Below are 26434 nucleotides of genomic sequence, written 5' to 3' on the forward strand. Positions count from 1 at the left end.
AGAACGTTTCTCGTCTCGCAGGATTAACGAGGTGTCGTCAGCTGACAACAAGTTAAACGCTTGATTCCATTGAGTGAGAAGCATGATCATCTGCCCCACACTTCGTTAATGAGGCCGACTGCTTCATGGTTGACGGCATTGATGGATTCCATCGCGCGATCATAGGTGGTTCTACCCACCGCCCCGCGCGACAATTCGTAAAGTGATTGCTTCGTCAAACCGGCATTCGCTATCGCGGTCGACTTCCATGCTGCGGCAGCCATGACATCGCTGCCGAAGACATCGCGAAGTAAGCCAACGATCTCCTGTTCCGGAACATCACGAGGATCATGACGCGTAACCAGAAACCTCAAGAAATCATAGTCAAGCCGCCCGCCCGCTTCTTCGATAACCGAGACAAGATCGGACGTCATAAGGAGGAACTGGCTCATCGACGCCACGTCCACCATCTGTGGGTGGACGGTTACAATCATTCCTGTCGCCGCATTGAGGGCGCCCATCGTCAGGAAGCCCAACTGCGGAGGGCAGTCCACAACAACGATATCGTAGTCGTCTTCAACTTGCTGGATTGCGCTGGCAACGCGCCTGAAGAACAGGTCCTCTGGCCGCCCACGGTTCTGAATCATGAAGCGCGGCGTCTGATGCTCGAACTCCATTAGCTCGAGATTGCCGGGAACGATGCTGATCCCGGTGAAATAGGTTGGACGGATCACATCCCTCATCGCCACGCGCTGGTCATCATATCTAATCGCGCCGTAGATGGTGGTGTTCTCGGCAACGTCAAATTCAGGCTGATATCCGAACATTGCGGACAACGAGGCCTGGGGATCGAGATCTATTGCGAGAACCCTGTATCCCTGAAGCGCCAATCCCTGCGCAAGATAAAGGGATGTCGTCGTTTTCGCCGATCCGCCCTTGAAGTTGGCAACGGTGATGATCTGGAGTTTGTCGCCGTCTTTTCGGCGGGGCCAGAAGCGCGCTGCTTCCTTCGGGCGCGCTTCCGCCAAATACTGTCGCAATCCATTAATCTGCTCAAGGGTATAGGAGCGCCGCCCACCAGTCCCGATATCGGGTGAAGGGCCAAGCCCGTCCAATGACAGTTGACGGAGGTAACCGTCCGATACTCCAACGATCTCTGCGACCTCGCCTGACGTGAACGAGCGAAGCGACTTCTGCGCCGTTGGAGGAAACGCTCGCTCTCCAACTGCACGAAGTCGCGCAGAAAGCGCTTCTGCGCGCTGCGTGATATGTGCAGACGTAGCTGCTCTGTTGAAGTGTCTATCGATCACGTTCACTGTAGCCTCAAGTTCAAGACGGTTTAATGGCGTCAGACGCGCTATTGCCGTCTCAAGATAGCGCACGATTCCCACCTCGCCGCAAGAGAAATAAGGTTAACAAGGAGTTAACGCATTTGATCCAGATTTTGGACCACGACTGATTCATCGTTGAATCGTAATCGTTTAGCCCACGACATTACCAAAAAGCAAAAAGGCTGTAGGTGCAGATTTGCACATGAAATCAACGGTGCCAGATAGCGATTGGGCTCGAAAATCGCTCGTTGAACACCCGACTCAGGAGAATCACCGAGTGCAGATCTGCACATAGCCACACGCTGAACGAGATGTTTTCTCTCCGCATCGTTTGTTGTTGCGGAGATCAACATGCTGATTCTGACCGTCTCGCCCGGCCAATATGAACATCAGATCCACTACCTGAAGCAAATGCACCGGCTTCGCGCCGAGGTGTTCAGAAATCGTCTGGAGTGGGATGTCGCAATCGAGGAGGGCGGCGAACGGGATCAGTACGACGACCTCAGCCCGACCTACATTCTCGCGACGCTCAGTGGGCAGAGGGTGGTCGGCTGCGCGCGGCTTTTACCCGCATCAGGCCCGACCATGCTGGAGAGGACGTTCCCGCAATTGCTGGCAGCCGGCTCTCTCAGCGCCACCACGGCAATGGTCGAAAGCTCACGCTTCTGCGTCGACACGACATTGCCGACGAGGAGGGCAGGGGGCCAACTGCATCTCGCGACGCTCACTATGTTCGCCGGCATCATCGAATGGTCGATGGCAAACGGCTACGACGAAATCGTCACGGCAACCGATCTTCGCTTCGAGCGCATCCTGAAGCGCGCCGGTTGGCCGATGACGCGACTGGGCGAAGCCGTCGCGATCGGCAACACCGTCGCCGTCGCCGGACATTTGCCCGCCGACCGAACGAGTTTCGACCGGGTCTGCCCTCCGGGATACCGTTCGATCATCGCCGATGGTAACGGCCGCCCGTTCAGGAGTGCCGCGTGACCCAGCTTCGCTCCCATCCGCGCCTTGTCCGCAAACTCCAGGACGCGCTCGGCGACCAGCTTTGCGTCGCCCTTGATGACGCGACAGTCGTCGAGATCATGCTCAATCCCGACGGTCGACTGTTTATCGAGCGGCTCGGTCATGGTGTAGCACCAGCCGGCGCAATGACGCCTGCCGCGGCCGAAGTCGTGATCGGCAGTGTTGCCCATGCCCTGCAGTCAGAGGCTGACGATGAGCGGCCTATCATCTCCGGCGAACTTCCTATCGGAGGACACAGGTTCGAGGGCCTGTTGCCACCGGTCGTATCCGGGCCGGCATTTACAATCCGGCGGAGGGCGTCGCGCCTCATACCTCTCGACGATTATGTGAAGTCCAGAGTGATGACCGAAGCCCAAGCGTCCGCCATCCGCAGCGCGATCGATTCCCGCATGAACATTGTCATCTCAGGCGGGACGGGCTCCGGCAAGACGACGCTCGCCAATGCGATCATTGGCGAGATCGTCGCGGCCGCTCCGGACGATCGCATGGTCATTCTCGAAGACACCACTGAGCTCCAATGCGCCGCCAAGAACGCTGTCTCACTGCATACCAGCGATACGGTCGACATGGCCCGCCTCCTCAAAAGCACGATGCGCCTGCGTCCCGACCGCATCATCGTCGGCGAGGTTCGTGACGGCGCGGCCCTAACGCTGCTGAAAGCGTGGAACACCGGCCATCCCGGCGGTGTGACCACGATCCATTCCAACACCGCCATGTCGGCGCTGCGTCGGCTTGAGCAGCTGACGGCCGAAGCAAGTCAGCAACCGATGCAGGAGGTGATCGGCGAAGCCGTCGATCTCGTCGTCTCCATCGAACGCACGGGGAAGGGGAGGCGGGTCCGCGAGGTCATCCATATCGAAGGATACCGCAACAATCACTACCAGACCGAACATTACGCCCAGATCGACGAGGACAGCCATGTCGCGTAAGACCCATCTTATTCTCACAGTCACAGCACTGGCCCTCGTCTCGCTCGGCTCCCTGGATGGGGCACTGGCATCTTCCGGTGGCGGCAGCCTTCCCTGGGAATCCCCACTGCAGCAGATCCAGCAGTCGATCACCGGTCCTGTCGCTGGCTTCATCGCGCTTGCGGCCGTCGCCATCGCCGGTGCGATGCTGATCTTCGGCGGGGAGCTAAACGACTTTGCCCGACGGCTTTGCTACGTCGCGCTGGTCGGTGGCGTGCTGCTCGGCGCCACGCAGATCGTTGCCCTGTTCGGTGCAACCGGTGCCTCGATCGGCGAGGTACATTCACAGATAGATCAGACCAGTGTTCGCTCATCGCTGGCTTCCGTCAAAAGAGGGGAGCGGGCTCATGGCTGAGGCTGGTTCCTCTCTCGTACGGTCGCGGGTTCATCGCGCCTTGTCGCGCCCAAACCTGTTGATGGGTGCCGATCGCGAACTTGTGTTGCTGACAGCGCTTGCTGCCATCATCCTCATATTCGTGGTGCTGACCTGGTACGCGGCTTTGTTCGGGATCGGGATCTGGCTGGTCGCGGTCGCGGCCCTTCGCATGATGGCGAAGGCCGATCCGCTGATGCGGCGCGTTTATGTCCGCCACATCTCCTACAAGACATTCTACCGCGCGACATCGTCGCCGTGGCGCAAGTTCTGAAAGGGCCAAGATGGTTGCCCTCAAATCCTTCCGTCATTCCGGGCCATCCTTCGCCGATCTCGTGCCCTACGCTGGTCTGGTCGACAACGGCGTCATCCTGCTGAAGGACGGCTCGCTGATGGCCGGCTGGTATTTTGCTGGCCCTGACAGCGAAAGCTCGACCGACGCCGAGCGCAACGAGGTGTCGCGACAGATCAATGCCATCCTGTCGCGGCTCGGTTCCGGTTGGATGATCCAGGTCGAGGCCGTGCGAGTGCCGACCGGTGACTACCCGGCTGAAGCCGACTGCCATTTCCCCGATCTTGTCACCCGCGCGATCGATGCGGAACGGCGGGCACATTTTCAGAAGGAAAGAGGGCATTTCGAAAGCCGGCATGCGCTGATCCTGACCTGGCGGCCGCCGGAACCGCGGCGCTCAGGCATGACGCGCTATATCTATTCAGACCCCGCCAGCCGGTCCGCTACCTATGCCGACAAGGCGCTGGACAGCTTCCTCACCTCGATCCGCGAGGTCGAACAGTACCTCGCCAATGTCGTATCGATACGCCGGATGATGACGCGCGAGACGTCGGAGCGCGGCGGCTTCCGCATCGCCCGATATGACGAGCTTTTCCAGTTCATTCGCTTCTGCGTCACCGGCGAGAACCATCCGGTTCGCCTGCCTGATATCCCCATGTATCTCGACTGGCTGGTGACGGCGGAACTCCAGCACGGGCTGACGCCGCTCATCGAGAATCGCTTTCTTGGCGTCGTCGCGATCGATGGCTTGCCGGCGGAAAGCTGGCCCGGCATCCTCAACGCGCTCGATCTGATGCCGCTGACCTATCGATGGTCGTCGCGTTTCGTCTTCCTGGACGCGGAGGAAGCGCGGGCAAAACTCGAGCGCACGCGCAAGAAGTGGCAGCAGAAGGTCAGGCCTTTTTTCGACCAGCTATTCCAGACCCAATCGCGATCGCTTGATCAGGACGCCATGATGATGGTGGCCGAGACCGAAGACGCTATCGCCGAAGCGTCATCGCAACTCGTCGCCTATGGATACTACACGCCGGTCATCGTCCTGTTTGATGAGCAGCAACCACGGCTTCAGGAAAAGTGCGAGGCGATCCGCCGTCTCATCCAGGCCGAAGGGTTCGGTGCCCGGATCGAGACGCTCAACGCGACCGACGCTTTCCTCGGCAGCTTGCCGGGCGTGTCATACGCCAACATCCGCGAGCCGCTGATCAACACCCGCAATCTCGCTGACCTCATCCCGCTGAACTCGGTCTGGTCGGGGAGCCCCATCGCACCTTGCCCGTTCTATCCGCCGGGATCGCCGCCGCTGATGCAGGTGGCCAGCGGCTCGACACCGTTCCGGCTGAACCTGCATGTGGATGATTTAGGCCACACACTCGTTTTCGGCCCGACAGGCTCCGGCAAATCGACATTATTGTCTTTGATCGCCGCACAGTTCCGACGCTATACGGCTGCGCAGATTTTTGCCTTTGACAAGGGTCGATCGATGCTGCCGCTGACGCTCGCCTGCGGCGGTGATCACTACGAGATCGGCGGGGAGGCGCCTAAAGGAGGGGAGGGGGGCTCGCCGCAGCTGGCCTTCTGCCCGCTCGCACAGCTTTCGACAGACGGCGACCGCGCCTGGGCGGCCGAGTGGATCGAGACGCTCGTCGCCCTGCAGGGCGTCACTGTCACGCCCGACTATCGCAACGCCATCTCCAGGCAGCTGGCACTGATGGCGGAATCGCGCGGCCGCTCGCTTTCGGACTTCGTCTCCGGCGTGCAGATGCGTGAGATCAAGGATGCTTTGCACCATTATACCGTCGACGGGCCGATGGGTCAGTTACTCGATGCTGAAGAGGACGGACTGGCGCTCAGCGCCTTCCAGTGCTTCGAGGTCGAGGAGCTGATGAACTTGGGCGAGCGTAATCTTGTCCCGGTCCTGCTCTACATGTTCCGGCGTGTGGAGAAGCGGCTGACGGGCGCGCCCAGCCTCATCGTCCTCGACGAAGCCTGGCTGATGCTGGGCCATCCGACGTTCCGCGACAAGATCAGGGAATGGCTGAAGGTCCTGCGCAAGGCGAATTGCGCGGTCGTGCTCGCCACGCAGTCGATATCCGACGCAGAGCGCTCCGGTATCATCGACGTGCTCAACGAGTCCTGCCCAACCAAGATTTGCCTGCCCAACGGCGCGGCTCGAGAACCAGGTACGCGGGAGTTCTATGAACGCATCGGCTTCAACGAGCGTCAGATCGAGATCGTCGCGACGGCCACGCCGAAGCGCGAATACTACGTCGCCTCGCCGGAGGGCCGCAGGCTCTTCGACATGTCGCTCGGGCCTGTTGCGCTCTCCTTTGTCGGCGCCTCCGGCAAGGAGGATCTGAAGCGCATCCGCGCGCTTCATTCCGAACACGGGGCAGATTGGCCCCAGCACTGGCTCCAGCAAAGGGGGATCGCCTATGCCGATACACTTTTCCCACCCGCTTGAAGCGGCGCGCGCCGCCATGATCACGGCCATCGTGATCCCGGTCGCTCTACCGTTTCCCGCCTATGCCGGTGGTGTGACAGGCCAGGCCACAGAGTGGACGCAGATCGCCAACAATGCGGAGCTCATCAGTCTCGTCGGCAAGTCGGCCGAGCAGGTGAACAATCAGATCACCCAGATCAGCCAGCTTGCAGAGCAAATCCAGAACCAGATCAACATCTACAAGAACCTGTTGCAGAACACCGCGCAGCTGCCGAACCATATATGGGGTCAGGTCGAGAACGACCTCAACAAGCTCCAGACCATCGTTGAGCAGGGACAGGGCGTCGCATTTTCGATGGGCAACATCGACGACGTCCTGAAGCAGCGCTTCCAGAGTTTTGCCGACATGAAGAGCAATCTGCCTGATGGCACGAGCTTTTCGTCGACCTATCAGAACTGGTCCGACACCAATCGCGATACCATCGCCGGCACGCTGAAGGCGGCAAACCTGACGGCCGAGCAGTTCTCCAGCGAGGAATCCACCATGTCCTCGCTGCGCTCGATATCAGAGAGCGCCGACGGCCAGATGAAGGCCCTACAGGTCGGGCATCAGATCGCCACCCAGCAGGTGGCGCAGATGCAGAAGTTACGCGGGCTCGTCTCCCAGCAGATGACGATGATGGGGACATGGTTCCAGTCGGAACAGGCACAGAAGGATCTCGCCCAGGCCCGGCGCGAGAAATTCTTCAACGCACCCACCAATGACATCCGCGGTGGCCAGACGATGGAGCCACGATGGTGAGTGCGCGTATCCTCATCGCCCTCGGCGTGGCGGGTGCGGTCGCCTTCGGAAGCGGCATGATCGTCTGGGTGCTCGTCCAGCCGGGCGCCACGACTGAGACATCGACGGGGACGTCGGGCTCGGATGCGGCGCAGCGCGAGCATCGGGAGCGCTTTTTCGGCGGCGATCCGGATGGGGACGTGCACGGTGGACAGGAGATGAAGCCACGATGGTAGTCGTCCGTCCCTCCCACAAGCTCGAAATCGCCTTCATCGTCATCGCAATCGTGGTCATGGCCACCGCGCCAGCTTTCGCCCAGCAAGGGTCCGTGCTGACCACGCTTGAGAACCAGGTCGTCACCGCCGCCAAAGGCTGGGAGACGACAATCATGAATGCCGCTCGCTCTCTGTTCTGGATCCTCGCCGGTATCGAGATCGGTATCGCCGCCGTGTGGCTGGCGATCAATGCGGCGAGCCTCGACGCCTGGTTCGCCGAGCTTGTGCGCCGGATCATGTTCATCGGCCTCTTCGCCTTCATTCTCGATCGCGGGCCGGCGCTCGCCAAGGCCGTCGTCGATAGCCTGTACGCGATCGGCGCCGGCGGCGGTTCGGCTTCTCCCGCCAACATCTTTGACGCCGGCATTCGCGTTGCGTCGAAGATGGCTGAACAGGCGAAGTTTGGACTGTGGGAGGACAATGCGCTGGCTATCGCCGCGGTCTTTGCGATGATCGTGGTCGTCGTCGCGTTCTCTCTCGTGGCAGCGATCTTCGTCGCTGTCATGGTTGAGATGTATGTTGGCTTGCTCGCCGGCATGATCATGCTTGGCCTGGGCGGAAGCTCGTACACGAAAGATTTCGCGATCCGCTATCTCATCTATGCCTTCTCCGTCGGCATGAAACTGATGGCGCTGGTCATGATTGCCAAGATCGGCTCCGACATCCTTATCGGGCTGGCGGAAGCGCCGACGGCGACCTCCGACCAGTTTATCACGACGATCGCCATCGCCGGCATCTCGGTCGTTGTCTTCATCATCGCCATGTATGTGCCGCCGATCATCCAAGGCGTGGTGCAGGGCGCATCGATCGCTGGCGGTATGGAGGCGATCCGCCACGGCGGTCAGGCTGCAACCTTCGCCGCAGGGGGAGCGTTCCTCGGCGCAAGTGCAGCCATGAAGGGCGCGCAGTCAGCAAGTTCCGCGAGGGCAGGAGGCTCTTCGATGGCGGGAGCAGCCCTGCGCGGCATGGCGTCGGGGATCGGCAATGCCGGGTGGGCCGCAGCCTCAGCCGCGAAGGAAAAGTCGATAGCCTCTCCAGGAGCTTATGCAGGCTCGTTACTCGGCCTCGCCAATTCCAAGCTCGACCAGACCCGGCAATCCGGCAGGCCTTCGACGCCTTCCCCGGCCCCACCCATCAACGAAAACAAGTAAAAGGCTGACCCGCAAATGGCTGGACGCATCCCGCCCGACAATCCCTATATCGCTGCGAGAACGGAATGGAACGAGCGCTACGGCTCCTATGTGAAGTCGGCGGCTGCATGGCGCCTGGTCGGCGTCACCGGGATGACCATGGCGGTGATCGGCTTTTCCTACGCGCTCTTCCAGAGCACGCAGATCAAGCTGGTGCCATACATCGTGGAGGTGGACAAGCTCGGCACGGCCTCAAGCGCGGGATATCCGCAGCAGATCGAATATGCCGATCCGCGAGTGGTGCGCGCCACGCTTGGGAGCTTCGTCTCCAACTTCCGGTCGGTGACGCCGGACGCGGTCGTGCAAAAGCAATATATTGATCGGACCTATGCGCTGCTCCGGACTTCGGATCCCGCGACCGAGAAGGTCAACGCCTGGTTCCGCTCATCCTCACCCTTCGAGAAAGCACGGAACGCCACCGTCGCCATCGAGGTCAACAACATCGTGGCGCTGTCGAACCAGTCCTACCAGATCGACTGGACGGAGTTTGAGCGCGATCGCCGTGGCAAGGAGACCGCCGTGCGCCGCTTTCGCGGTATCGCAACCGTGACGCTCACCCCGCCACAGGACGAGGGTATCATCAGACTGAACCCGATTGGTCTCTATCTCCGGGATCTCGAATGGACCGCGCAGCTTTGAAAGGCATGAGCCCTCATATGATTATCAGAACCAGAACGAACAGGCCCGCGCTGATCCTCACTATTGCCGCAGGCATCGCCGCGAGCCCAGGATTGCTCCCGGACGCACGTGCGAGCAGCGTCACCGCCAACGAGGCGAAGGGCATGGGTATCTCCGGCCAGTGGCGCGGCAAACGCGGTCTTGTGACGAAAGGACCTGATGGGAAAGTCATCTTTCTCTACGGCGAGGTCCAACCGTCCGTGGTATGCTCGCCCTTGCAGGTTTGCGACATCGAGCTTCAAGGCGGTGAGGTCGTCCGTGACGTGCTCGTCGGCGACACCGTGCGCTGGAAGGTCGAGCCCGCGACGTCGGGCGCGGCAGGCGGGCAGGCGATTCACCTGATCGTCAAGCCGTCAGAACCGAACCTCGTTACATCTATGGTCGTGACAACGTCGCGACGCACCTATCACATCCAGCTCAAATCGCATCAGACCCAGTACATGGCACGCGTTGGCTTCGAGTATCCGGAGGACGTGTCGGCCAAACTGGCAGATGTCAACGCCCGGATGGAGGCCAGTACCATCCCGGGTGCCGGGATCCCGGCTGAGCAACTCAATTTCAGCTATTCGGTCTCCGGCCGCGCCAGCTGGCGGCCGACGCGGGTCTATAGTGACGGGCAGAAGACCTACATCCAATTCCCGCGCTCGATGTCCGGGCAGGACGCTCCAGTCCTCTTTGTCGTCTCCGGCGGTCAGAACCGCGTCGTCAACTACCGGATGAAGGGAGAAATGATGGTGGTCGATTATCAGGTCGACCGTGCGGTCCTCGTCTCGGGCGTCGGCTGGAAACAGGAGAAGGTGACAATCCGGCGGGGAGGGCGGTGATGCGAGGCTTCCCGACCCACTCGCGCCGTTCGCCGCCGCGCCGCAACCTAACTACCGCCTGCGCTCTCGCGCTTCTCCTTTCCGGATGTCAATCGCTCGGAACGGATGGCCTGGCCACCAGTGATGCGCCAGCTGATATCTCTGCGCCTGCGGCGAGTGCGATAGCCGGGGACATGGTGAGCCGCCTCGCCGAGCAGATCGGTCCCGGATCCGCGACAGTTTCGCTGAAGCAGGACAGTTCTCCCTTCGGGCAAGCGCTGGAAGCGGCCGTGAGAGGTTGGGGCTATGCCGTCGTGACCGACCAGAAGACCGATGCTGCTGCGCGCCCTGTGCCGCTCGCCTATGTCGTCATTCCGTTCGAGGGAGAAGTGCTGGCGCGCCTGTCGACCAACAGTGTCGAACTCGGCCGCGCCTATACTGTCACCACGACAGGCGCGAAACCGGTGAGTGCGCTCTCTGTCATGAAGCGTGGTTAGGGGAGGGCGGTCATGGTTCAATCGCTCAAGCTCGGTGGCACGTCGAACGAGGAGGCCGGCTCTGATATGCGCCGGATCAACCGCCTGCCGGTTATTATTATGGTGGTTCTGGTTGTCGCCTTCCTCGCCGTCATCTTTTATGGCCTGACCTCACGCGGACTGTATTTCCGGGGGGACACAGGGCCGGACACAAGCTCCGGCAATCCGGCCTCGACCTTCGCCGACCAAATCAAGCGGGGCGTGTCGGACGGCATCATCGGAGAGCCGCAGCAGGTGACGACATTGCAACCGACGCCTGTTGAAATGACGGAGGAGAAGCGCTCCGTCAATCCGTTCACACCCCAGCCCGGTCAAAGGGAAGAGGTACGGCCGACCGATGATCTGGAGGCCGAACAGGTCTGGCGCGCTCGGTTAGCACGCGAGCAAGAAGAGCAGGTTCTCCGCGAGCGCCAGCGTCAAAGAATGGCCCGGCTCCAAGCCAATGACGCCGCCTATGACTCTCCGATCGCTATCGACCGAGGCAAATTTGGGGTCCGCGAAACGGATACGTCGGACACTCCAGCCCGAACCACGAACGGAAGCTCCACGGCGTCCACAGCTGGCGCATCCGACCTTTACGCAGCGGCGCTTCGTGCAGGCCTCGGTGGACAGAATCTTGATCCGAATGGCCAAAAATCCAAGGAGGATTTTTTCAACGCAGATCTCAAAGACCTCGGCTATCTGCCCAACCGTGTTGTGCCGCAGCAGTCCCCATACGAACTCAAACGTGGATCAGTCATTCCCGCGACACTGATAACCGGCATCAATTCCGACCTTCCCGGTCGCATCACCGCACAAGTGAGCCAGAACGTCTATGATTCAGCAACAGGACATCGCCTCCTAATCCCTCAGGGAACGAAGCTTTTCGGCCGGTACGACAGTAAGGTCTCGTTCGGCCAAAGCCGTGTTCTGGTGGTCTGGACAGACATAACTTTCCCAAACGGCTCGACGCTTCAGATCGGAGGGATGGCCGGAACCGATGCGCAAGGCTACAGCGGTTTCCGTGACAAGATCGATCGGAAGTGGCTGCAGACTTTCGGCTCAGCGATCCTCGTTGCGATGATCGGGACTGGGATCGATATGGCTGTTCCAGAGAGTTCAAATCTATCCACGCAGGACACAGCGTCGGACGCGGCCAGAAGGAATTTCGCCGAGACCTTTGGGCGCGTGGCCGACCGAACGATCCAGCGCAACATGGATGTCCAGCCAACGCTAGAGATCCGTCCGGGATACAAGTTCAATATCCTTGTCGATCAAGACATCGTTTTCCCGGGCATTTACACAGCAGGCTTCGTGGCTCCGTAATTCACAGTCAACCGCAGCTTCAACGTACTTCGTGCTGAAAAGGGGGGCCTTCACATTTAGCATGAGCAACGAGTCGACGGGCGGGGGACGACGATGCGGCCTAATGGCTGCTCCATACGGAAAACGACACTACGAATACACCCCCGAGCAGGCCGAGAACCATGGCCCTTGCACATCCTCTTTTGTGAACGGAGCACGATTGCTCCCGGCCAGTCGATCTTTCATGCATCCGGCCTCGTGTCGTGCATGTGAAGCGAACCTATGCCGACGGGCACCCTATGGTATTCGACGTTGTTGATACAGATAGCGGTCGCCCGTCAAACTCCGGAAGACTGTCCCGGGTAAAGTGCGCAAACGAGGCTGCCGAAAAAGGACCGGAGGTCATAAGAGAGAAATCGAATGGGGCAGGCCGGTCAGCATCGAGAACATACTGGCGGTGTACGCGCAGAAAGTCCCGTCGAATTCTCCGATAGCGATCCGGAAAGAGCATGTGCTTTATTCGAATGAATACAATGCGCGCCTGAGGGGCAATTGGATGCCCCGAAAGCGCCACCACTGGTGCTTTGTAGAAGTTGATCGCATCCGTTAGGCACTGAACATCCAGCCAGAATATCTCCTTCTTACGCGCGACTACGCCTACACGATCCCGTAACACCCTCGCGGATCGCAGTAGAGCACATTGCAGTACCGCTCCTCCAAGGGTGACAAAGACGACACGCTTCCCGTTCACTAATTCCGGCTCCCTGGCCAGCAGCATGCCGACGACATGCACGGCGACATTGGAGCCCATGCTGTGGGAACTAATAACGTATTCATCAGCTTCCTCGGCAAGCGCCGTCCTCGCCGATGCTGCGCAGTCCTCCAACCAATCAAGCAAATAGTGCTGGTCGAGACGGGCGATAGCGACTGCCATCTCCCAATCAGAAAACAAATGCAAAGTGTGAAGTCGATCTGACCATGGAAGGAACACGGTGAAGAAGAAGAAATGAGCCAAGGCCATGGCAAGAGGATAGTGCCACAAATCCATGCCTAGCCAGTATGGGCATGAGGCGATTGCCAGGCTTGCTGTCATAACCAGTCCGACCAGCAGGAACGGAAAGACAAAGAAGAGGCCGAAGCGCCAGGCGTGCCTGAAATAGCCCAAGGCTCCACCCTCCACAACGACGCGGGCGGCGCTCAGGTAACCGTTCAACAAACGTCTGGCAAACGGCCTCTTGGTGAGCCTCTCTACCAAATCGTTGTGGTCGAAAATATGAATCCGTGTCGACGTTCGCCAAGCTTCACCTTCGCTGTCGACGTCGAAATACAGTCCGCCCTTGTTACAATTCAGCGCACTGACATCCGCTGTGAAGTTCCAGAGCTTTGACGTCTTCAGCACTGATCGTTCGTACCGCGCCCTATGCTTGCGCGCGTTCAGCGGCTCGAAGCCGGGAAAGTGCAGGACGACACGTCGCGTGACAGGCCTTGATGGTATGGTCCCGGGCATCGGGATACCCTTTCGCAATAGAGAAATTACACGCCGCTCGGCAAAAGAGACGGTATGTTCGCGGCGGCGACCGAGATCTGTTCCACGAATGCCGCCCGGTCGAACAAACAGGTGCGCTGGCCCGTTTCCTCATCCGTCCACTCTCGAATGAACTCCCGGATGTTAACGAGCGGCAACGCCGAGATATGGCGAATGGGCTCGATTGCTTCTGTCACTGTAACAATCGCGCAAAAGCCATCAAACCGCATTGCATCCTCCAGCTCCCTCAGAGTGCTTGTGGTCGTAACGGCAAAGCCCTCTCGAGTGAGCGCTTGGCTCACAAGCACAAGCGCCCTCTGATTGGACAGGCAGACCAGGACTTGCAACCTCACTGTGGCGGCGGGGCGAGCATGCTTCATAGGTATTTCCTTCTCTAGTCGACTACCTTCCTGAATAGTCCGTTCGATGTCAGATGTTGTTCTTTTGTGTTGTGATTTGTTGCGGGCGCGCGGCAGGTCGATCCCAGCCCGGGGGACGCTTAGGGCGCACCTTTGCCAGTTACGTTGCCGGCAATGATTTGCCTCTCTAGGCCGACCACAGCCGTTTGAGGCTTTGCGTGAAAGCGACCAAGTGTGGCGGGTGTTTGCCATAGCCTCTGCCAGTGGCGTTGTTCGAGCCACACAGTCCGCCTGGCCGATGGTCAAACGTCATCAATACCTTGCCCGCCGACGGGCACCTTGGTCTCGGCGCGGTCGTACAGGCTAACCTTCCGGAGACCAGGCTTACTGCATGAAGCGTACGCGACGAGCGCGACCCCATGCGCCTTAGCCCCGCGCCTCCATCACCGTGTACTATGTGATTAGGACGCCGGTGCGCGAGCCCCGCGTCGTACCGGCTGAGAAGTGAGAGAGATTTGGCGGGTATTTCACCTGATCACTTTGTCGTCGCAATATTTCGCAATATTTCCAGACAAAAAAGAACACAACCACAGCTTGATTAACGATACTTGTATTAGTGAAGTGTTCGCTTATTCAATAGCTCACCGGGGGGTGCGGTTTTGCAATTTTTGCGGGTATATTTTCACCATCAGGAAAATCATATCCTGAAAAGTGGTGTTCGACGATGAGGAAACCCTACGTCTGGACTCGCCAACGCTGGTAAATCCAACAACGCGACCATGCGTCCGCCGCCCTCGGATATAAAACCGTAGGCTGCAAAGAAAAGGTGTGTCGCCTGGGATGCCAGGTTAGCGCCTTGGTAGACAGTAACAAAGTGAACGCAAGGGAGGTTTGCTCGAACCGCAAACCCGACGTCCCGCCGGCATTTGCGCGAAAGCGCAATCAAGCCCGCGTCCCTTTTCCGTGGAGCGTTGAATGCAGCATTGGCTCGATAAGCTGACAGACCTCGCCGCAATTCCATTCGACGAGAGTAGCTTTAAGGACGCACTTGCGGCTATCTCAGAACAGAGCGGTTACTCTGGCTACGCCTTTCTCCACATCGAAGCTGGCCACATCTTCGCTGCTTCAAATTATCACCAAGACTGGTGCTCAATCTACTTCGAGCGGAAATATGCTGCCCTCGACCCCGTCGTCAAACGCGCGAAATCGGTTCAACGTATCTTCACATGGAGTGGTGAGCAGGACACGCAAAGGCTCTCAAAAGCTGAGCGTTCGTTCTTCTCGCAAGCAGCCGATTTTGGAATCCGGTCCGGTGTTACTATTCCGGTGAGGACTGCGAATGGTTCTATATCAATGTTTACGCTGGCTTCGCAGGCGCCAACTATTGAACTGCAGCGGGAAATCGACCCCATTGCGGCGGCAGCCGCTGTAGCGCAACTCCATGCCCGTGTGTTGTTTCTAGACATGAAGCCAAGTGTCGAAGAAACGACAAGGCTTGATCCCAAGGAAGCGATCTATCTACGCTGGATGGCCGTCGGTAAGACCATGGAAGAGGTCGCTGACCTGGAGGGCGTAAAATACAACAGCGTACGTGTGAAGCTGGCCGAGGCGAAAAAACGCTTCAATGTTCACACCACCACTCATCTCGCCGCAGTAGCGATCCGAAGGAAGCTGATTTAGGAACTTGCGACCGCTCCTGCCGACCGGTTGGAGTGTGCGTGCCGAAGCAGTGCCTTGTCATCTCACAGACGCCGCCGGGGTTGCAAACCATTGCCAACCTCCCTTTGCCTCTCTCTTCACACGGTAAAGCGCCTCATCGGCTCGCTTTAAAAGCTCCATCAGATCCTGGCCATCTTGGGGAAACAGACTGGCACCTATGCTTGCACCGACTGTATAGCTGCCTTTACCGCCTCGTATGGGGCGCGCTAACGACGCTTCGATCCTCCAGCAGATTTGCGGGATTCGTTCGTGGCTTGCATTTTCATGAATCAGAACGACAAACTCGTCGCCGCCCAGGCGGCACACGAGGTCCTCTATCCTTACATTTTTCCTTAGACGTTTAGCGACCGCGACAAGAACGTCGTCGCCTGCATCATGTCCGAACCGGTCATTGATCGCCTTGAACCCGTCGAGATCGATCAGGAGCAAGCCCGAAATCCGTTGGCTCGATTCTACCGATGCCAAGCGTTCGTTCCAGAATTTCTGCAGCATTCGCCTGTTGGCGAGCCCGGTCAAAGTATCTTCGAACGCGAAACGGTGGAGCTTCTCCTCCATAATTTTACGTTCAGAAATATCGTCAAATGTGGCGATGGCGATATTGATTTCATGCAGCAGCATGCCGCGGTGCTGGACAGTCCTGATGTCTCCGTACGAACACCGTACTTCGATCTCGAACGAATCGATTTCGCTGATACCCGAAGACTTCGCCGTCCAGAGACTTTTCCACTGTTTACGCGCCTCAATGCGGTCCTCGTGGCGAACATAAGCATTTTCGATCCAATCTTCGACTGTTGCGAAAGCATCTTCCGGATAACCGAACAGTGTCACAAACGCACGATTGACAAACTGGATTTTCCCATCCGGAACAGTGGCCCAGGACAATGGTATAGGCAGGGCGTCAAGTATTATGTGCAGATCGCGGTATGAAAGGTTTTCGGCGTTCGCTCTTTCAAGAAATTCTCTCATGCCGTCCAGCCCAGTGTTGTTGCCTTCCTACCTTCACTAGCGACCATCTATTCCTATCCGGTTGCAGCCTTAGAGATATCTCCTTTAGCATGCAAATCTTTTCCCTGCGTTACCGCGAGGTGAGCTTGCGGACCTCTCACTTAGATCGAGTAGTGCGCAGGCTGTCACGTATTATTGGAATAAGCGAAATCTCGATGACCATTCATGTCGAATAGATAACATTTGCATTGCGCCTCGCGCGTTTTTCTACTCTCCAAGCGCTGGCTTATCCAGGGGAATGCCGTTCCCTTCAGGAGCCTGGCTTGAGCGGTTTCTCTGTGTCAAACCAATGACGAACACGAAAAACACCGGTACGAAGAAGACGGCAAGAACCGTGGCTGAAATCATTCCTCCCATGACGCCCGTGCCGATGGCCGTCTGACTACCAGAGCCAGCACCGCTGGCAACGACAAGCGGCACTACGCCCAGCGTAAAAGCGAGTGATGTCATAAGGATCGGACGAAACCGAAGGTGGGCTGCTTCAACGGCTGCCTCGAACAGAGGCTTCCCCTCCGCTCTCAGATCTTTGGCAAACTCAATGATCAGAATAGCATTCTTCGCCGACAATCCGATGATCGTGATCAGTCCCACCTTGAAGTAGACGTCATTCGGCATGTCGCGCAGCATCACCGCCGCGAGAGAGCCAATGATGCCAAGCGGGATGACCAACATGACGGAAAGAGGAATTGCCCAACTTTCATACAGCGCGGCAAGGCAGAGAAAGACCAGCAGGCACGATAGCCCCAACAGCATCGGCACTTGAGCACCTGACTGGATTTCCTGCAACGACTGGCCGCTCCACTCATAACCGAACCCTGTAGGAAGAAGCGATGCGATCCGCTCGATCTCCGCGATGGCATCACCGGAAGAATATCCGTCCGCCGCCTGACCGCTGATGCGTATCGCTGGGAAGCCATTATAACCGACGAGCTGTGCGGCACCTTTCGACCATGTGTAGCTGGCAAACGCCGAGATCGGTACCATTCCGCCTTCGGAATTTCGAACGTTCATATTCATGATGTCAAAAATGTCGCCACGCTTTTCGGGATCAGCCTGCACAGTCACCCTTTGCATCCGCCCCGAGTTGGGGAAATCGTTAGCATAGGCGGAGCCAATATTGGTGCTGATGGTCTGGTTGATCTCGGCAAATGTGACGCCGAACGCATTTGCCTTTTCCCGATCGATGGTCAGGACTGTCTGGGGAGCGTCAGCCAAACCCTCTTCACGTACACCGACCAGTACAGGGCTCTTACGCGCCTCGGCCAGAAACTGATCGCGCGCAGCAGCAAGGGCGCCGATGCCACGTTGACCTCTGTCCTGAAGGCGGAACGCAAAACCGTTTGTCGTTCCCAAACCAGAAATGGCCGGAGGTGAGGTTGCAAACGCCATCGCGTCCTTGATGGACTGGAATGCGCCGTTCAGCGTTTGCGCAAGGGCAGGGGCAGCCTGCTCGGCTGATCGCTCACCCCAGTCCTTCAACGTCATGAACACAAGAGCGGCATTTTCACCAGCGCCGGCAAAGCTGAAGCCGTTGATCGCGACGACGCGGGTAACAGCGTCATTGTCCATGACGATCTTTTCCATAGCCTCAACCGATTCCGCCGTGCGCGAGGCCGTGGCATCGGCTGGCGCCTGAACCTGAGCAAGCAGCGTGCCCTGATCTTCGACAGGCAGGAAGTCAGTCGGCAGCCTCAGGAACATGTAGCCGGTCGCACCGACGACGACGAGATAGACAAGCATGACCCGGCCACTTTTGCGAAGCAGCTTGCCCACCCAGTTGCTGTATCCACGGGAGGAGGCATCGAATTTGCGATTGAACCACCCAAAGAAACCGGCCTTGGCATGGCCGTGACCCTTCTTAACCGGTTTTAGAAATGTCGCGCAGAGCGCTGGTGTCAGCGACAGAGCCAGGAACGCCGAGAACAGGATTGACGCGACCATCGTCAGTGCGAACTGTTTGTAGATCACACCCACGGCGCCCGGGAAGAACGCCATGGGAATAAACACGGATGTCAAAACAAGCGTAATACCGACCACCGCGCCGGTGATCTGCGTCATCGCTTTTTTGGTTGCCTCCTTCGGAGACAATCCTTCCTCCATCATGATACGTTCGACATTTTCGACGACGACGATTGCATCATCGACCAGAATTCCAATCGCCAGGACCATGCCGAACATGGTCAATACGTTGATGGAAAATCCAAGAACAAGCATGACGGCACATGCGCCAAGAAGGGCAATCGGAACAACGATCGTCGGGATTATGGTGTAGCGAATATTCTGCAGGAACAGAAACATCACAGCGAACACAAGGACCACAGCTTCCAGAAGGGTGTAGATGACCTTCTCGATGGAGATCGAGACAAATGGTGTGGTGTCGTAGGGAATCGAGTATTCGATATCCTGCGGGAAAGACGGTGAAAGCTCTTCCATCCGCTCGCGTATCGCGGTTGCTGCCGAAAGCGCATTGCCGCCAGGGGCAAGTTCTATCGAAGCTCCAGTCGCCGGCTTGCCATTGATCCGCACCGATGTGTTGTAACTTTCCGCGCCCATCTCGACGCGCGCCACATCGCGCAACCTTACCGTCGAGCCGTCGGCCTGCGCCCGTAGCACGATCGCGCCAAACTCGTCGGGCGACGTCAACTGGCCCTTGATGAGGAGCGAGCCTGTTGTGCGACGATCCGCTCCGGCAGGAGCTGCGCCAATTCGACCAGCTGCTACTTGCGCATTTTGAGACTGGATTGCCGTCGTGACGTCCGATGGCGACAGGTTGAATCCGAGGAGCTTGTCCGGATCGACCCAGACGCGCATTGCGCGTTCGCTTCCGAATTGCTGTACATTACCAACGCCCGGGATCCGGCGGAGCTCACTTGCGATGTTCCGGCTCATATAGTCGCCAAGAGCAATGCCGTCTGTGGATCCGGACTTGGACGTCAAGGCGACAAGCAACAATGTTCCGGCGCTTGCGGCATCGACGCTGATACCTTGCTGGACGATAGATGCCGGCAGTCGCGCCTCCACCCGCCTGACCCTGTTCTGGACCTCGACCGCTGCCGTATCGACATTGGTCCCGGCTTCGAAGGTCACATTGATGGTGATGGCGCCGGAAGCATCGGATGTCGACTCGTAATACAGCATCCCAGGAACGCCATTCAGCTCGTCCTCGATGAGACGCGTAACACCCTCGTAAGTGTCTTCAGGCGACGCGCCCGGATAGGTCGCAGCGATCCTGATTTGAGGCGGAGCAACGTTTGGGTACTGCGAAATTGGCAGCATCGTCACCGATATTGCGCCCGCCAGCATAATGGCAATCGCTAGAACCCAGGCGAACACCGGTCGGTCAATAAAAAAAGCAGCCATTAGGTTCAGCCCTCTTCTGGAGTGTCGCCAACAGCTACGGGGCTGATCCATGGCTCAGCTTCGACAGTTGCGCCCGGCGCTGTGCGTTGAAAGCCCTCAACGATGACCCGATCTCCGGCAGCAATGCCCTTGACGACAACCCACCGCCCATCAAGCAACCATCCCAAAGATACGGGACGGATTTCGACCTTGTTCTCAGCACCGACAACAAAAACTTGAGCAATCCCTGCGGTATCACGCTGTATGGCCTGCTCCGGGACAGCGAGCGCATTATCGAGTGCCGCCTGCTCCAGCCGGCCACGCACGTACATTCCCGGAAGGAGGTTCATTTCGGGATTTGGAAACTCCCCTCGCAAGATAACCTGACCTGTCGCCGCGCTTACGGTCGCTTCGGAAAACAACAGCTTACCGTCATGGGGGTAAAGACGTCCTTCGGCGGAAACGAGCTTCAGGTGTGCACTGCCTGATGCGTCTGCCTCGAGTTTCCCCTCTGCAACAGCATTCTTGAGCCGGATCATGTTATCAGCGGGCTGAGTGAAATCTGCATAAACCGGGTCGATCTGCTGAATGGTCGCCATCACGTCTGATGTCGGGCTGACGAGCGATCCCTCGGTCACCAGGGCCCGGCCAATACTGCCGCTGATCGGTGCCCGAATTTCAGTATACTGCAGCTCAAGTTGCGCCGTTCTCAAGTCAGCTTTTGCACGCTCCACATCCGCGTTGCTCTGTGCGAACTCTGCGACAGCTGTCTCGCGATTTTCCAGACTGGCGACACCGTTTTGTGACAATTGTGTCTGGCGGTCGGCTTTCTGCTGCGCCAATTTTTGCGCGGCAATCGCGGAATCAAGTGTCGCCTGTGCAGACGCCACCTTTGCTCGGAAAGGTTCCGGGTCAATGACGTAGAGGATATCGCCCTCTTTGACCGAGGTGCCTTGTTCGAAAACTCGCTTCAGCACCATACCCGTGACACGCGGCCTCACGTCAGCCGTGACCATTGGAGCGACGCGTCCGGGCAGTTCCGTCACCACCGGCAGCTTTTCGGCCCTGACTTCGATGACGGCCACTTTGACAGCAGGCGCGACAGGCGACTGCGCCTGTTTTTCGTCCGAGCAACTCGCCAGCGACACAGAAAGGCTAATCACGAGTAGGTAAACTGCACTCTTTCTGGCGCGAAGCATTTATAGTTCCTTGATTGTTTAGGTGATCCGGGCTGACCGTATTTTGATCGGTTCCGCCCGCACTGGATTTTTGCCGACGCCAAGTCGCAGCCCAGTCGCTTTCGCCACCGGACCGCCGGGAGCATTCAGCGGCAGTTAAAGATAGGGGGAGATGCATTCTGCTCGTTCGCCAGCGCGAACGATGAACGTGTTGTCGTACGGCCGATAAGAGCGATATCGAGACGAGCACCAGTCACGGTGGCGGGCATTGGTGCCTGATCGAAACTCTCGGTGAGTAGCGGAAGGGTGTCTCCCGATTACTGAACCACCACCAAACGCTGTCGGGGGATACCACCATCCATCGCTGTGTCGCCTGTAGCCCCGGCGCTGCTCCCGATAGCCTTGATGGCCATTATACCAACCGTGGCGTGGGGGGTGACGGCGAACCTCAGAGTTCCGACGATCCTCTCGATACTGAACCGGGATCAGCCCATTTGCGAAAACGATGCTGTTCGAGGCAAAGGTCGCTGGGGCAGCAATTGATGGGGAATTCCCCATTACCGCCGTCAAAGCCGCAATGGCCACGGCAACAAATTTTCGCAAAGTCATCCTCCTCGAGTTCCTATTCGAACTGCTGAGGATGCATGAGCTTGGATACTGTGTCAACAGGTGTTGACACAGCTCTTCACGCGGAAATATTTAGAAATGTTGCGGCAGTTTATATCTGACCCGTGAAGACATCTTCGACTTCAACCTTGCACCTGCCCGGCTGGCTACCGGGAAAGCAATACAGGGACGACCGGCGCGCTCAACAACGTCTGTGTTCCACTGCCAAAGACAAACTCCGTGATCTTCGGTTGGCCGTACGCACCCACCACAAGCATATCAGCTCCAGTTTGTTCCACTTTTGAAAAAAGCAGGTCTGCTGCATTTCCACCGTCCAGACGATCGAGAACAACCGGGATGTCATATCTGGCTAGGTGCCGGGCAATGTCGGAACCCGGATCCTCACCAAGCAGACGAGCAATTTTGGGTTCTGGCACGACGACGAGATGAACCTCCTCAGCCATCTTCAGGAACGGCATCGCGTCCGAAACCGCCCGGGTTGCTTCACTGCTGGCGTTCCACCCAATCACGATCTTCTTCGGGAACGGTTCACTGGACCAGTCGACCGGCAGAAGAACAGAGGGACGGCCTGATGCAAATATGACGTCTTCGGACATTGTCAGGGCAGTGACCTGGCGTTCGGGTTCTCGAGAGGATCCGAGGACTGCAATGGCCGAATGGCGAGCATGCAGCATTAGTGTCTCGCCACGCTCGCCTTCGCATAAACGGAACTCCCAGCTGATATCAAATTTTGTCCCCGCGGCCTGAAGGAGCTTGCGAGCGAGTTCCTCGGTTTCCGATCGCCGTCGCTCGAAAGCCGTTAACATGCTGATGGTGGCTGCGCCGCGGGTAAAACCTGCATGCAGGTTTAGAGAAAGATCCTCTGGTGCGAAAGCGACGACCAGATGTGCGCCCCACCCATGAGCAAGCGCCGCAGCGTACTCAATCCTGGAGCGGAAGGCTTCCTGAGCGGTACTATCAATATAGACCACGATATCCTTAGGGCTTTGCATGACGAAACTCCGGTAAGTTTTGCTTGGCTGAGATTGCCAGCCAAATGTGCTGCATAAATTTGGATTTCGACGCTGGGGCATCATCGTTCAACCCCACGCAAGAAATGTTGAGATCAGCAGGGCGTTGACGATGTCGATGAAGAAACCGCAGACCAGCGGGACAATGATGAAGGCTCTGTGTGCGGCTCCATATTGCTGCGTCACCGCCGTCATGTTGGCGATCGCGGTGGCGGTCGATCCCAGCGTAATGCCACCGAAGCCCGCCGACACGACAACCGCTTCATAATTGCGGCCCATCAGGGGAAACACGGCAAGTCTGATATAAGCTACGGTGAGCAAGACCTGCGCGGCGAGCACAGTCGTTATGAACAGAACCACACCCTGCAACTCCCAAAGCTGCAGGCTCATAAGCGCCATCGTCAAAAACAACCCCAGAGAGATGTCCGACAGAAGCGTAAGGCCCTCGCCAACACCCGGCCAGAATTTCAGCACGGTCCTGCCAACAGCGAAAGGCACGACGTTGCGAATGAGGATCCCAGCCATCAGGCAACTCACAAATGCAGGCAGAGTGAAACTGGATTGCTCGATGATCGCGTGGATGCCAAGGCCCAGCATGACCGTCACATTCAATGTAAGAATTGCCCAGAGAACCGAAAAGTAATCCATCCTGGGATTTGGGTCGTCGTGGGTCGTTCCAACATCGAGATTGTCACTGCCCGACGCTTCGATCGCGTAACGTCGTATCAGATAAGCGGCCACAGGCCCCCCAATTGTGCAAGCCGTGATCAGACCGATCGTATTGGCGGCCACGCCCAGTTCCAGTGCGTTTCCGACGCCATGCTCGCTCACCAGGATCGGAGCCCATGCAAGCGTCGTTCCGACGCCGCCTGTCAGGGCGATCGACCCCGTTATGAGGCCGGCATTCGGGTCTAGGCCGAATGCTGATGCAATCCCCATTCCGGTAAAATTCTGGAGGAGAATGAATAACGCAGCGAGAACGACGAGGAGAGCCAGCGGGGCGCCACCTCTCAAGAGCGTGCGAACATCGGACTTCAGCCCGATACACGCGAAGAACAGAAGGAGCAGGAAATCACGCAGATCAAGCTGGAAGCTAACTTTTACCCCTGACACCAGATAGACGATCCCGATGAAGCCAGCACAGAGAAATCCACCGGCGACTGGCTCAGGTATGGAATATTTGCGAAGAAGCGAGACGTTCATCGTCAGGATCTTGCCGGAAAGCAACAATACGACTGCAATGGTGAAGGACACGAACGGATCAATCGTCATCTGGTGCGATCCGCCATGTCGATTGCCTCGCGCAGGATCATCGCGCTGCGGCGGAGCGCTTCTTCCTCGTCCGGGTCAAGCGAGGGAATGAAGGGTTGAGACGCTCCAGATGCGTCGACGATCTGCGGCAACGAAATGCAGGTGTTCTCGACGCCGAGAACGTTATCCATGTATGTCGAGACGCTAAAGACAACGTCCTCGTCATTGACGATAGCGCGGGTGAGCCGTGCGATACATCCACCAATACCGAAGTTGGAAACGCCCTTGCCCTGTTTGATACGGTAGGCGGACGTGCGAACCTCACGCGCGATCATCTCATAATCATCGGGCGCCATCGGTCTGCCACGCTTGATCGCGAATTCCGCGAGGGGCATCCCGGCAATCTGCACTCCACTCCAGTGCAGCACTTCGGAATCACCATGCTCTCCGAGCACATAGCCATGAATGGAGCGTGGCGACATATCGAAGTGACGGGCCAGACGGTCACGAAACCGGGCGGTGTCGAGCGCGCACCCGGTTGCTATTGCTCGCCCTCTTGGAAATCCAAAATGCCGAACCGCCAGGGCCGGCATAACATCGACCGGATTGGTGGCGAAAAGTAGGATCGCGTCGGACGCCACCGCTGAGACTTTTTCCAGCACTGTGGAAACCACGCTCACATTCTTCGACAGGAGATCGAGACGGGTTTGCCCATGTTCGAGGCTACTGCCGGCGGTGATGACAATGACATGAGCTCCTGTCAGATCGGAATAAGAGCCAGCTGTGATCTCTGCCGGCGTTCCAAACGCGGCGGCATGAGCGATGTCTGCCGCCTGAGCATTGGCGCGATCCGTGTCGGCATCAACGAGAACAATTTCTCGAACGCCGGGAACGGTCGCGAGCAGAAAAGCCGAGGTCGCACCAACCTGGCCAACACCTATGATGCCTATTTTGCCTGGCATCATAGCAAACCCATCATCGGCCATATCGTCGCTGAAAACAGGACAAGCAACAGCAGCCCGGCGACGGTGACAGCTAGCCCGACCTTTGCAAATTGCCCCGTCGTAAACGCACCCGTCGCGTAGCACAGCATGTTTTGCGGGGCATTTGTCGGCAGGATGAAGCCGAAGGAGACAACGAGGCTCTGGATCATCACGATGCCGAACGCCACCTGTTCACCGTGCGGGATGGTCTGAGCAAAGGCGATCATGATCGGGATAAGTGTACTGGCCAAGCCGGTCGCTGACGCAAAACCCAGATGCAGCACAATACTGAAGGTCGAGAGCACACCGATCACAAGAAACACGGGCATGGCCGAGATGCCCAGATTGTTGAGCGTGATCCCGGCGAGCCAACTGGCCGCTCCGGTTCTAGACAGCAACATACCAAGCGATATGCCGACCGCGAACAACACGACCGTCCCCCAGGGAATGTGCTTTTCGGCTTGCGCCCAAGTCATGACACCGATGCGCGGCATCAGGAGAAGCGCGATACCAAGCTGTGTTGAGGTTGCAGTATCGAGCGGATTGATCCATCCCTCGGTTGCCCAGAGGGCGAGAAGAAGGGCTGCGACCAGCATCAGCCGCTTCTCTGGGGGCGTAACCGGGCCGAGCGTTGCGAGCTCAGCCGCCAGCCGACTGTTTGCTTCCTCGGTCGGCGGCACCTGCGGTCGAAGCAACACAAGTGACACGATGAATAGCACGATGCACATCGACACGGTGAAGGGCAGGGCGGTGATAAACCATTCGCCCCATGTCACCGACCTCCCAAACGCTTCTTCCATGAAGCCCAAGCTGATCAGGTTCTGTGCTGCACCCGTCTTGACGGCCATGTTGAAAATCGAGCAGGCCTGAGCCGTCACGATCATCAGGGTGGCACCGAGGCTGCTGGTGACCGGTAGGCCGAGTGCGGTGACGACACCGACCATGATAGGGATAATTGCGCCCACCCTTGCAGTGGCGGAGGGAATGAAAAGGGCCAGTACGAAGCCGACGATCATCGCCCCGACCGTCAGGCGGGCAGGTGATACACCGATCTTGCTCATCACCAACAACGCCACACGTCTGTCCAGCCCGGTCAGTTTGAGGGCAACTGCCAGGAAAAGTGCGCCTGCCACCAGCAAGACTGCCGATGAGGAAAAACCTGTGAGCATTGTTGTGAGTGCGTCAGCTGACGTCATGGGACGCGCGTTGCCGGTGAGCGGCTTGCCGATCAAGCCGATAACGGCAGCACCGGTCAAAACGATAGCGCTTGCCGCTGGCGAAACGCATTCGCTGACCCACAGAATGACGGCCAGGATCAGCAAGCCGAGCGCGACTTGTCCTGACGACGACAGATCTGCGGGCGTCGGTAGAATGAGGATCAGGCCATAGGCTGCGAGTGCCGCGATGAACAGGACAAGCTTTCGGTTGGAGGTTGGCTCCGCCGGGGACGATAAAAGTGCCATATAGACGCTCCTCAAT

The 26434-nt window shown here is 58.1% G+C and carries 24 protein-coding genes; 13 read left to right on the top strand and 11 right to left on the bottom strand.

Translation table 11 applies throughout. The annotated features are described in order from the left end of the window. Positions 1 to 86: 86 nt before the first annotated feature. Positions 87 to 1289: a plasmid partitioning protein RepA gene (repA, locus tag JZX88_RS22470; protein ID WP_371741238.1), complete on the bottom strand. Its 1203-nt coding sequence runs from the start codon at positions 1287 to 1289 to the stop codon at positions 87 to 89. A gap of 372 nt (positions 1290 to 1661) precedes the next feature. Between repA and JZX88_RS22475 the strand changes: the two genes are divergently transcribed. Genes JZX88_RS22475 through trbI form a run of 12 tightly spaced genes read left to right on the top strand, consistent with a single transcriptional unit; the run spans position 1662 to position 11980 of the window. Beyond that, entirely contained in the window at positions 1662 to 2300 is a 639-nt protein-coding gene (locus JZX88_RS22475) for an acyl-homoserine-lactone synthase (protein ID WP_206914780.1), read from the top strand. Continuing rightward, positions 2297 to 3268, top strand: a complete 972-nt coding sequence (gene trbB, locus JZX88_RS22480) for a P-type conjugative transfer ATPase TrbB (RefSeq protein ID WP_206914781.1) — start codon at positions 2297 to 2299, stop codon at positions 3266 to 3268. The genes JZX88_RS22475 and trbB overlap by 4 nt, the downstream gene beginning before the upstream one ends. Continuing rightward, positions 3258 to 3662: a conjugal transfer pilin TrbC gene (trbC, locus tag JZX88_RS22485; protein ID WP_206914782.1), complete on the top strand. Its 405-nt coding sequence runs from the start codon at positions 3258 to 3260 to the stop codon at positions 3660 to 3662. The genes trbB and trbC overlap by 11 nt, the downstream gene beginning before the upstream one ends. Then, entirely contained in the window at positions 3655 to 3954 is a 300-nt protein-coding gene (locus JZX88_RS22490; RefSeq protein WP_206914783.1) for a conjugal transfer protein TrbD, read from the top strand. The genes trbC and JZX88_RS22490 overlap by 8 nt, the downstream gene beginning before the upstream one ends. Positions 3955 to 3964: 10 nt before the next feature. Continuing rightward, positions 3965 to 6433: a conjugal transfer protein TrbE gene (locus JZX88_RS22495; protein WP_206914784.1), complete on the top strand. Its 2469-nt coding sequence runs from the start codon at positions 3965 to 3967 to the stop codon at positions 6431 to 6433. 16 nt (positions 6434 to 6449) lie between these two features. After that, on the top strand, positions 6450 to 7214 hold the full coding sequence (gene trbJ, locus JZX88_RS22500) for a P-type conjugative transfer protein TrbJ (RefSeq protein WP_371741239.1): 765 nt from the start codon (positions 6450 to 6452) through the stop codon (positions 7212 to 7214). Further along, complete coding sequence (gene trbK / locus JZX88_RS22505) at positions 7211 to 7429, top strand: entry exclusion protein TrbK (protein ID WP_206914852.1); 219 nt, start codon at positions 7211 to 7213, stop codon at positions 7427 to 7429. Before trbJ ends, trbK begins: the two co-directional genes overlap by 4 nt. Then, positions 7423 to 8619, top strand: a complete 1197-nt coding sequence (gene trbL, locus JZX88_RS22510; protein ID WP_206914786.1) for a P-type conjugative transfer protein TrbL — start codon at positions 7423 to 7425, stop codon at positions 8617 to 8619. The genes trbK and trbL overlap by 7 nt, the downstream gene beginning before the upstream one ends. Before the next feature lie 15 nt (positions 8620 to 8634). Beyond that, on the top strand, positions 8635 to 9297 hold the full coding sequence (locus JZX88_RS22515; protein ID WP_206914787.1) for a conjugal transfer protein TrbF: 663 nt from the start codon (positions 8635 to 8637) through the stop codon (positions 9295 to 9297). 17 nt (positions 9298 to 9314) lie between these two features. Further along, positions 9315 to 10160: a P-type conjugative transfer protein TrbG gene (gene trbG / locus JZX88_RS22520; protein WP_206914788.1), complete on the top strand. Its 846-nt coding sequence runs from the start codon at positions 9315 to 9317 to the stop codon at positions 10158 to 10160. After that, a complete protein-coding gene (gene trbH / locus JZX88_RS22525) occupies positions 10160 to 10636 on the top strand; it encodes a conjugal transfer protein TrbH (RefSeq protein WP_206914789.1) in 477 nt (158 codons plus the stop codon). The genes trbG and trbH overlap by 1 nt, the downstream gene beginning before the upstream one ends. 12 nt (positions 10637 to 10648) lie before the next feature. Next, positions 10649 to 11980, top strand: coding sequence for an IncP-type conjugal transfer protein TrbI (gene trbI / locus JZX88_RS22530; protein WP_206914790.1), 1332 nt, complete (start codon positions 10649 to 10651; stop codon positions 11978 to 11980). Positions 11981 to 12239: 259 nt separating this feature from the next. Here the strand turns inward: trbI and JZX88_RS22535 are convergent, their stop codons facing one another. Continuing rightward, entirely contained in the window at positions 12240 to 13358 is a 1119-nt protein-coding gene (locus tag JZX88_RS22535; protein ID WP_371741227.1) for a hypothetical protein, read from the bottom strand. Positions 13359 to 13492: 134 nt separating this feature from the next. Continuing rightward, the gene (locus JZX88_RS22540; protein WP_206914791.1) at positions 13493 to 13864 is read right to left on the bottom strand and encodes a hypothetical protein; all 372 of its coding nucleotides are present in this window, start codon (positions 13862 to 13864) and stop codon (positions 13493 to 13495) included. Between the two features lie 954 nt (positions 13865 to 14818). On the opposite strand from JZX88_RS22540, the gene traR reads away from it, so the two are divergent. After that, positions 14819 to 15523 carry a transcriptional regulator TraR gene (gene traR, locus JZX88_RS22545; protein WP_149901664.1) on the top strand — a complete coding sequence of 235 codons (705 nt, stop codon included), beginning with the start codon at positions 14819 to 14821 and terminating at the stop codon, positions 15521 to 15523. A 57-nt stretch (positions 15524 to 15580) separates the two neighbouring features. Here traR and JZX88_RS26385 read toward each other — a convergent pair whose 3' ends face one another. The 8 genes from JZX88_RS26385 to JZX88_RS22585 all read right to left on the bottom strand — a co-directional run bounded on the left by JZX88_RS26385 (position 15581) and on the right by JZX88_RS22585 (position 26418). Next, on the bottom strand, positions 15581 to 16528 hold the full coding sequence (locus tag JZX88_RS26385; protein WP_206914792.1) for a sensor domain-containing diguanylate cyclase: 948 nt from the start codon (positions 16526 to 16528) through the stop codon (positions 15581 to 15583). A 246-nt stretch (positions 16529 to 16774) separates the two neighbouring features. Beyond that, positions 16775 to 19927, bottom strand: coding sequence for an efflux RND transporter permease subunit (locus JZX88_RS22555; RefSeq protein WP_206914793.1), 3153 nt, complete (start codon positions 19925 to 19927; stop codon positions 16775 to 16777). A 5-nt stretch (positions 19928 to 19932) separates the two neighbouring features. Beyond that, positions 19933 to 21105 (bottom strand): efflux RND transporter periplasmic adaptor subunit, encoded by a 1173-nt coding sequence (locus JZX88_RS22560; RefSeq protein ID WP_206914794.1) that lies wholly within the window; start codon positions 21103 to 21105, stop codon positions 19933 to 19935. A 135-nt stretch (positions 21106 to 21240) separates the two neighbouring features. After that, the gene (locus JZX88_RS26335) at positions 21241 to 21693 is read right to left on the bottom strand and encodes a BA14K family protein (RefSeq protein WP_371741229.1); all 453 of its coding nucleotides are present in this window, start codon (positions 21691 to 21693) and stop codon (positions 21241 to 21243) included. A gap of 164 nt (positions 21694 to 21857) precedes the next feature. Further along, a complete protein-coding gene (locus tag JZX88_RS22570; RefSeq protein WP_206914795.1) occupies positions 21858 to 22703 on the bottom strand; it encodes a universal stress protein in 846 nt (281 codons plus the stop codon). A gap of 87 nt (positions 22704 to 22790) precedes the next feature. Further along, positions 22791 to 23993, bottom strand: a complete 1203-nt coding sequence (gene gltS, locus JZX88_RS22575; RefSeq protein ID WP_206914796.1) for a sodium/glutamate symporter — start codon at positions 23991 to 23993, stop codon at positions 22791 to 22793. Then, positions 23990 to 24934: an L-lactate dehydrogenase gene (locus JZX88_RS22580; RefSeq protein WP_206914797.1), complete on the bottom strand. Its 945-nt coding sequence runs from the start codon at positions 24932 to 24934 to the stop codon at positions 23990 to 23992. The genes gltS and JZX88_RS22580 overlap by 4 nt, the downstream gene beginning before the upstream one ends. Next, the gene (locus tag JZX88_RS22585) at positions 24934 to 26418 is read right to left on the bottom strand and encodes a DASS family sodium-coupled anion symporter (protein WP_206914798.1); all 1485 of its coding nucleotides are present in this window, start codon (positions 26416 to 26418) and stop codon (positions 24934 to 24936) included. Before JZX88_RS22585 ends, JZX88_RS22580 begins: the two co-directional genes overlap by 1 nt. Positions 26419 to 26434: the final 16 nt, after the last annotated feature.

The organism is Agrobacterium sp. OT33 (assembly GCF_017313365.1).
In the GTDB taxonomy this organism is placed as follows: Bacteria; Pseudomonadota; Alphaproteobacteria; order Rhizobiales; family Rhizobiaceae; genus Agrobacterium; species Agrobacterium rhizogenes_A.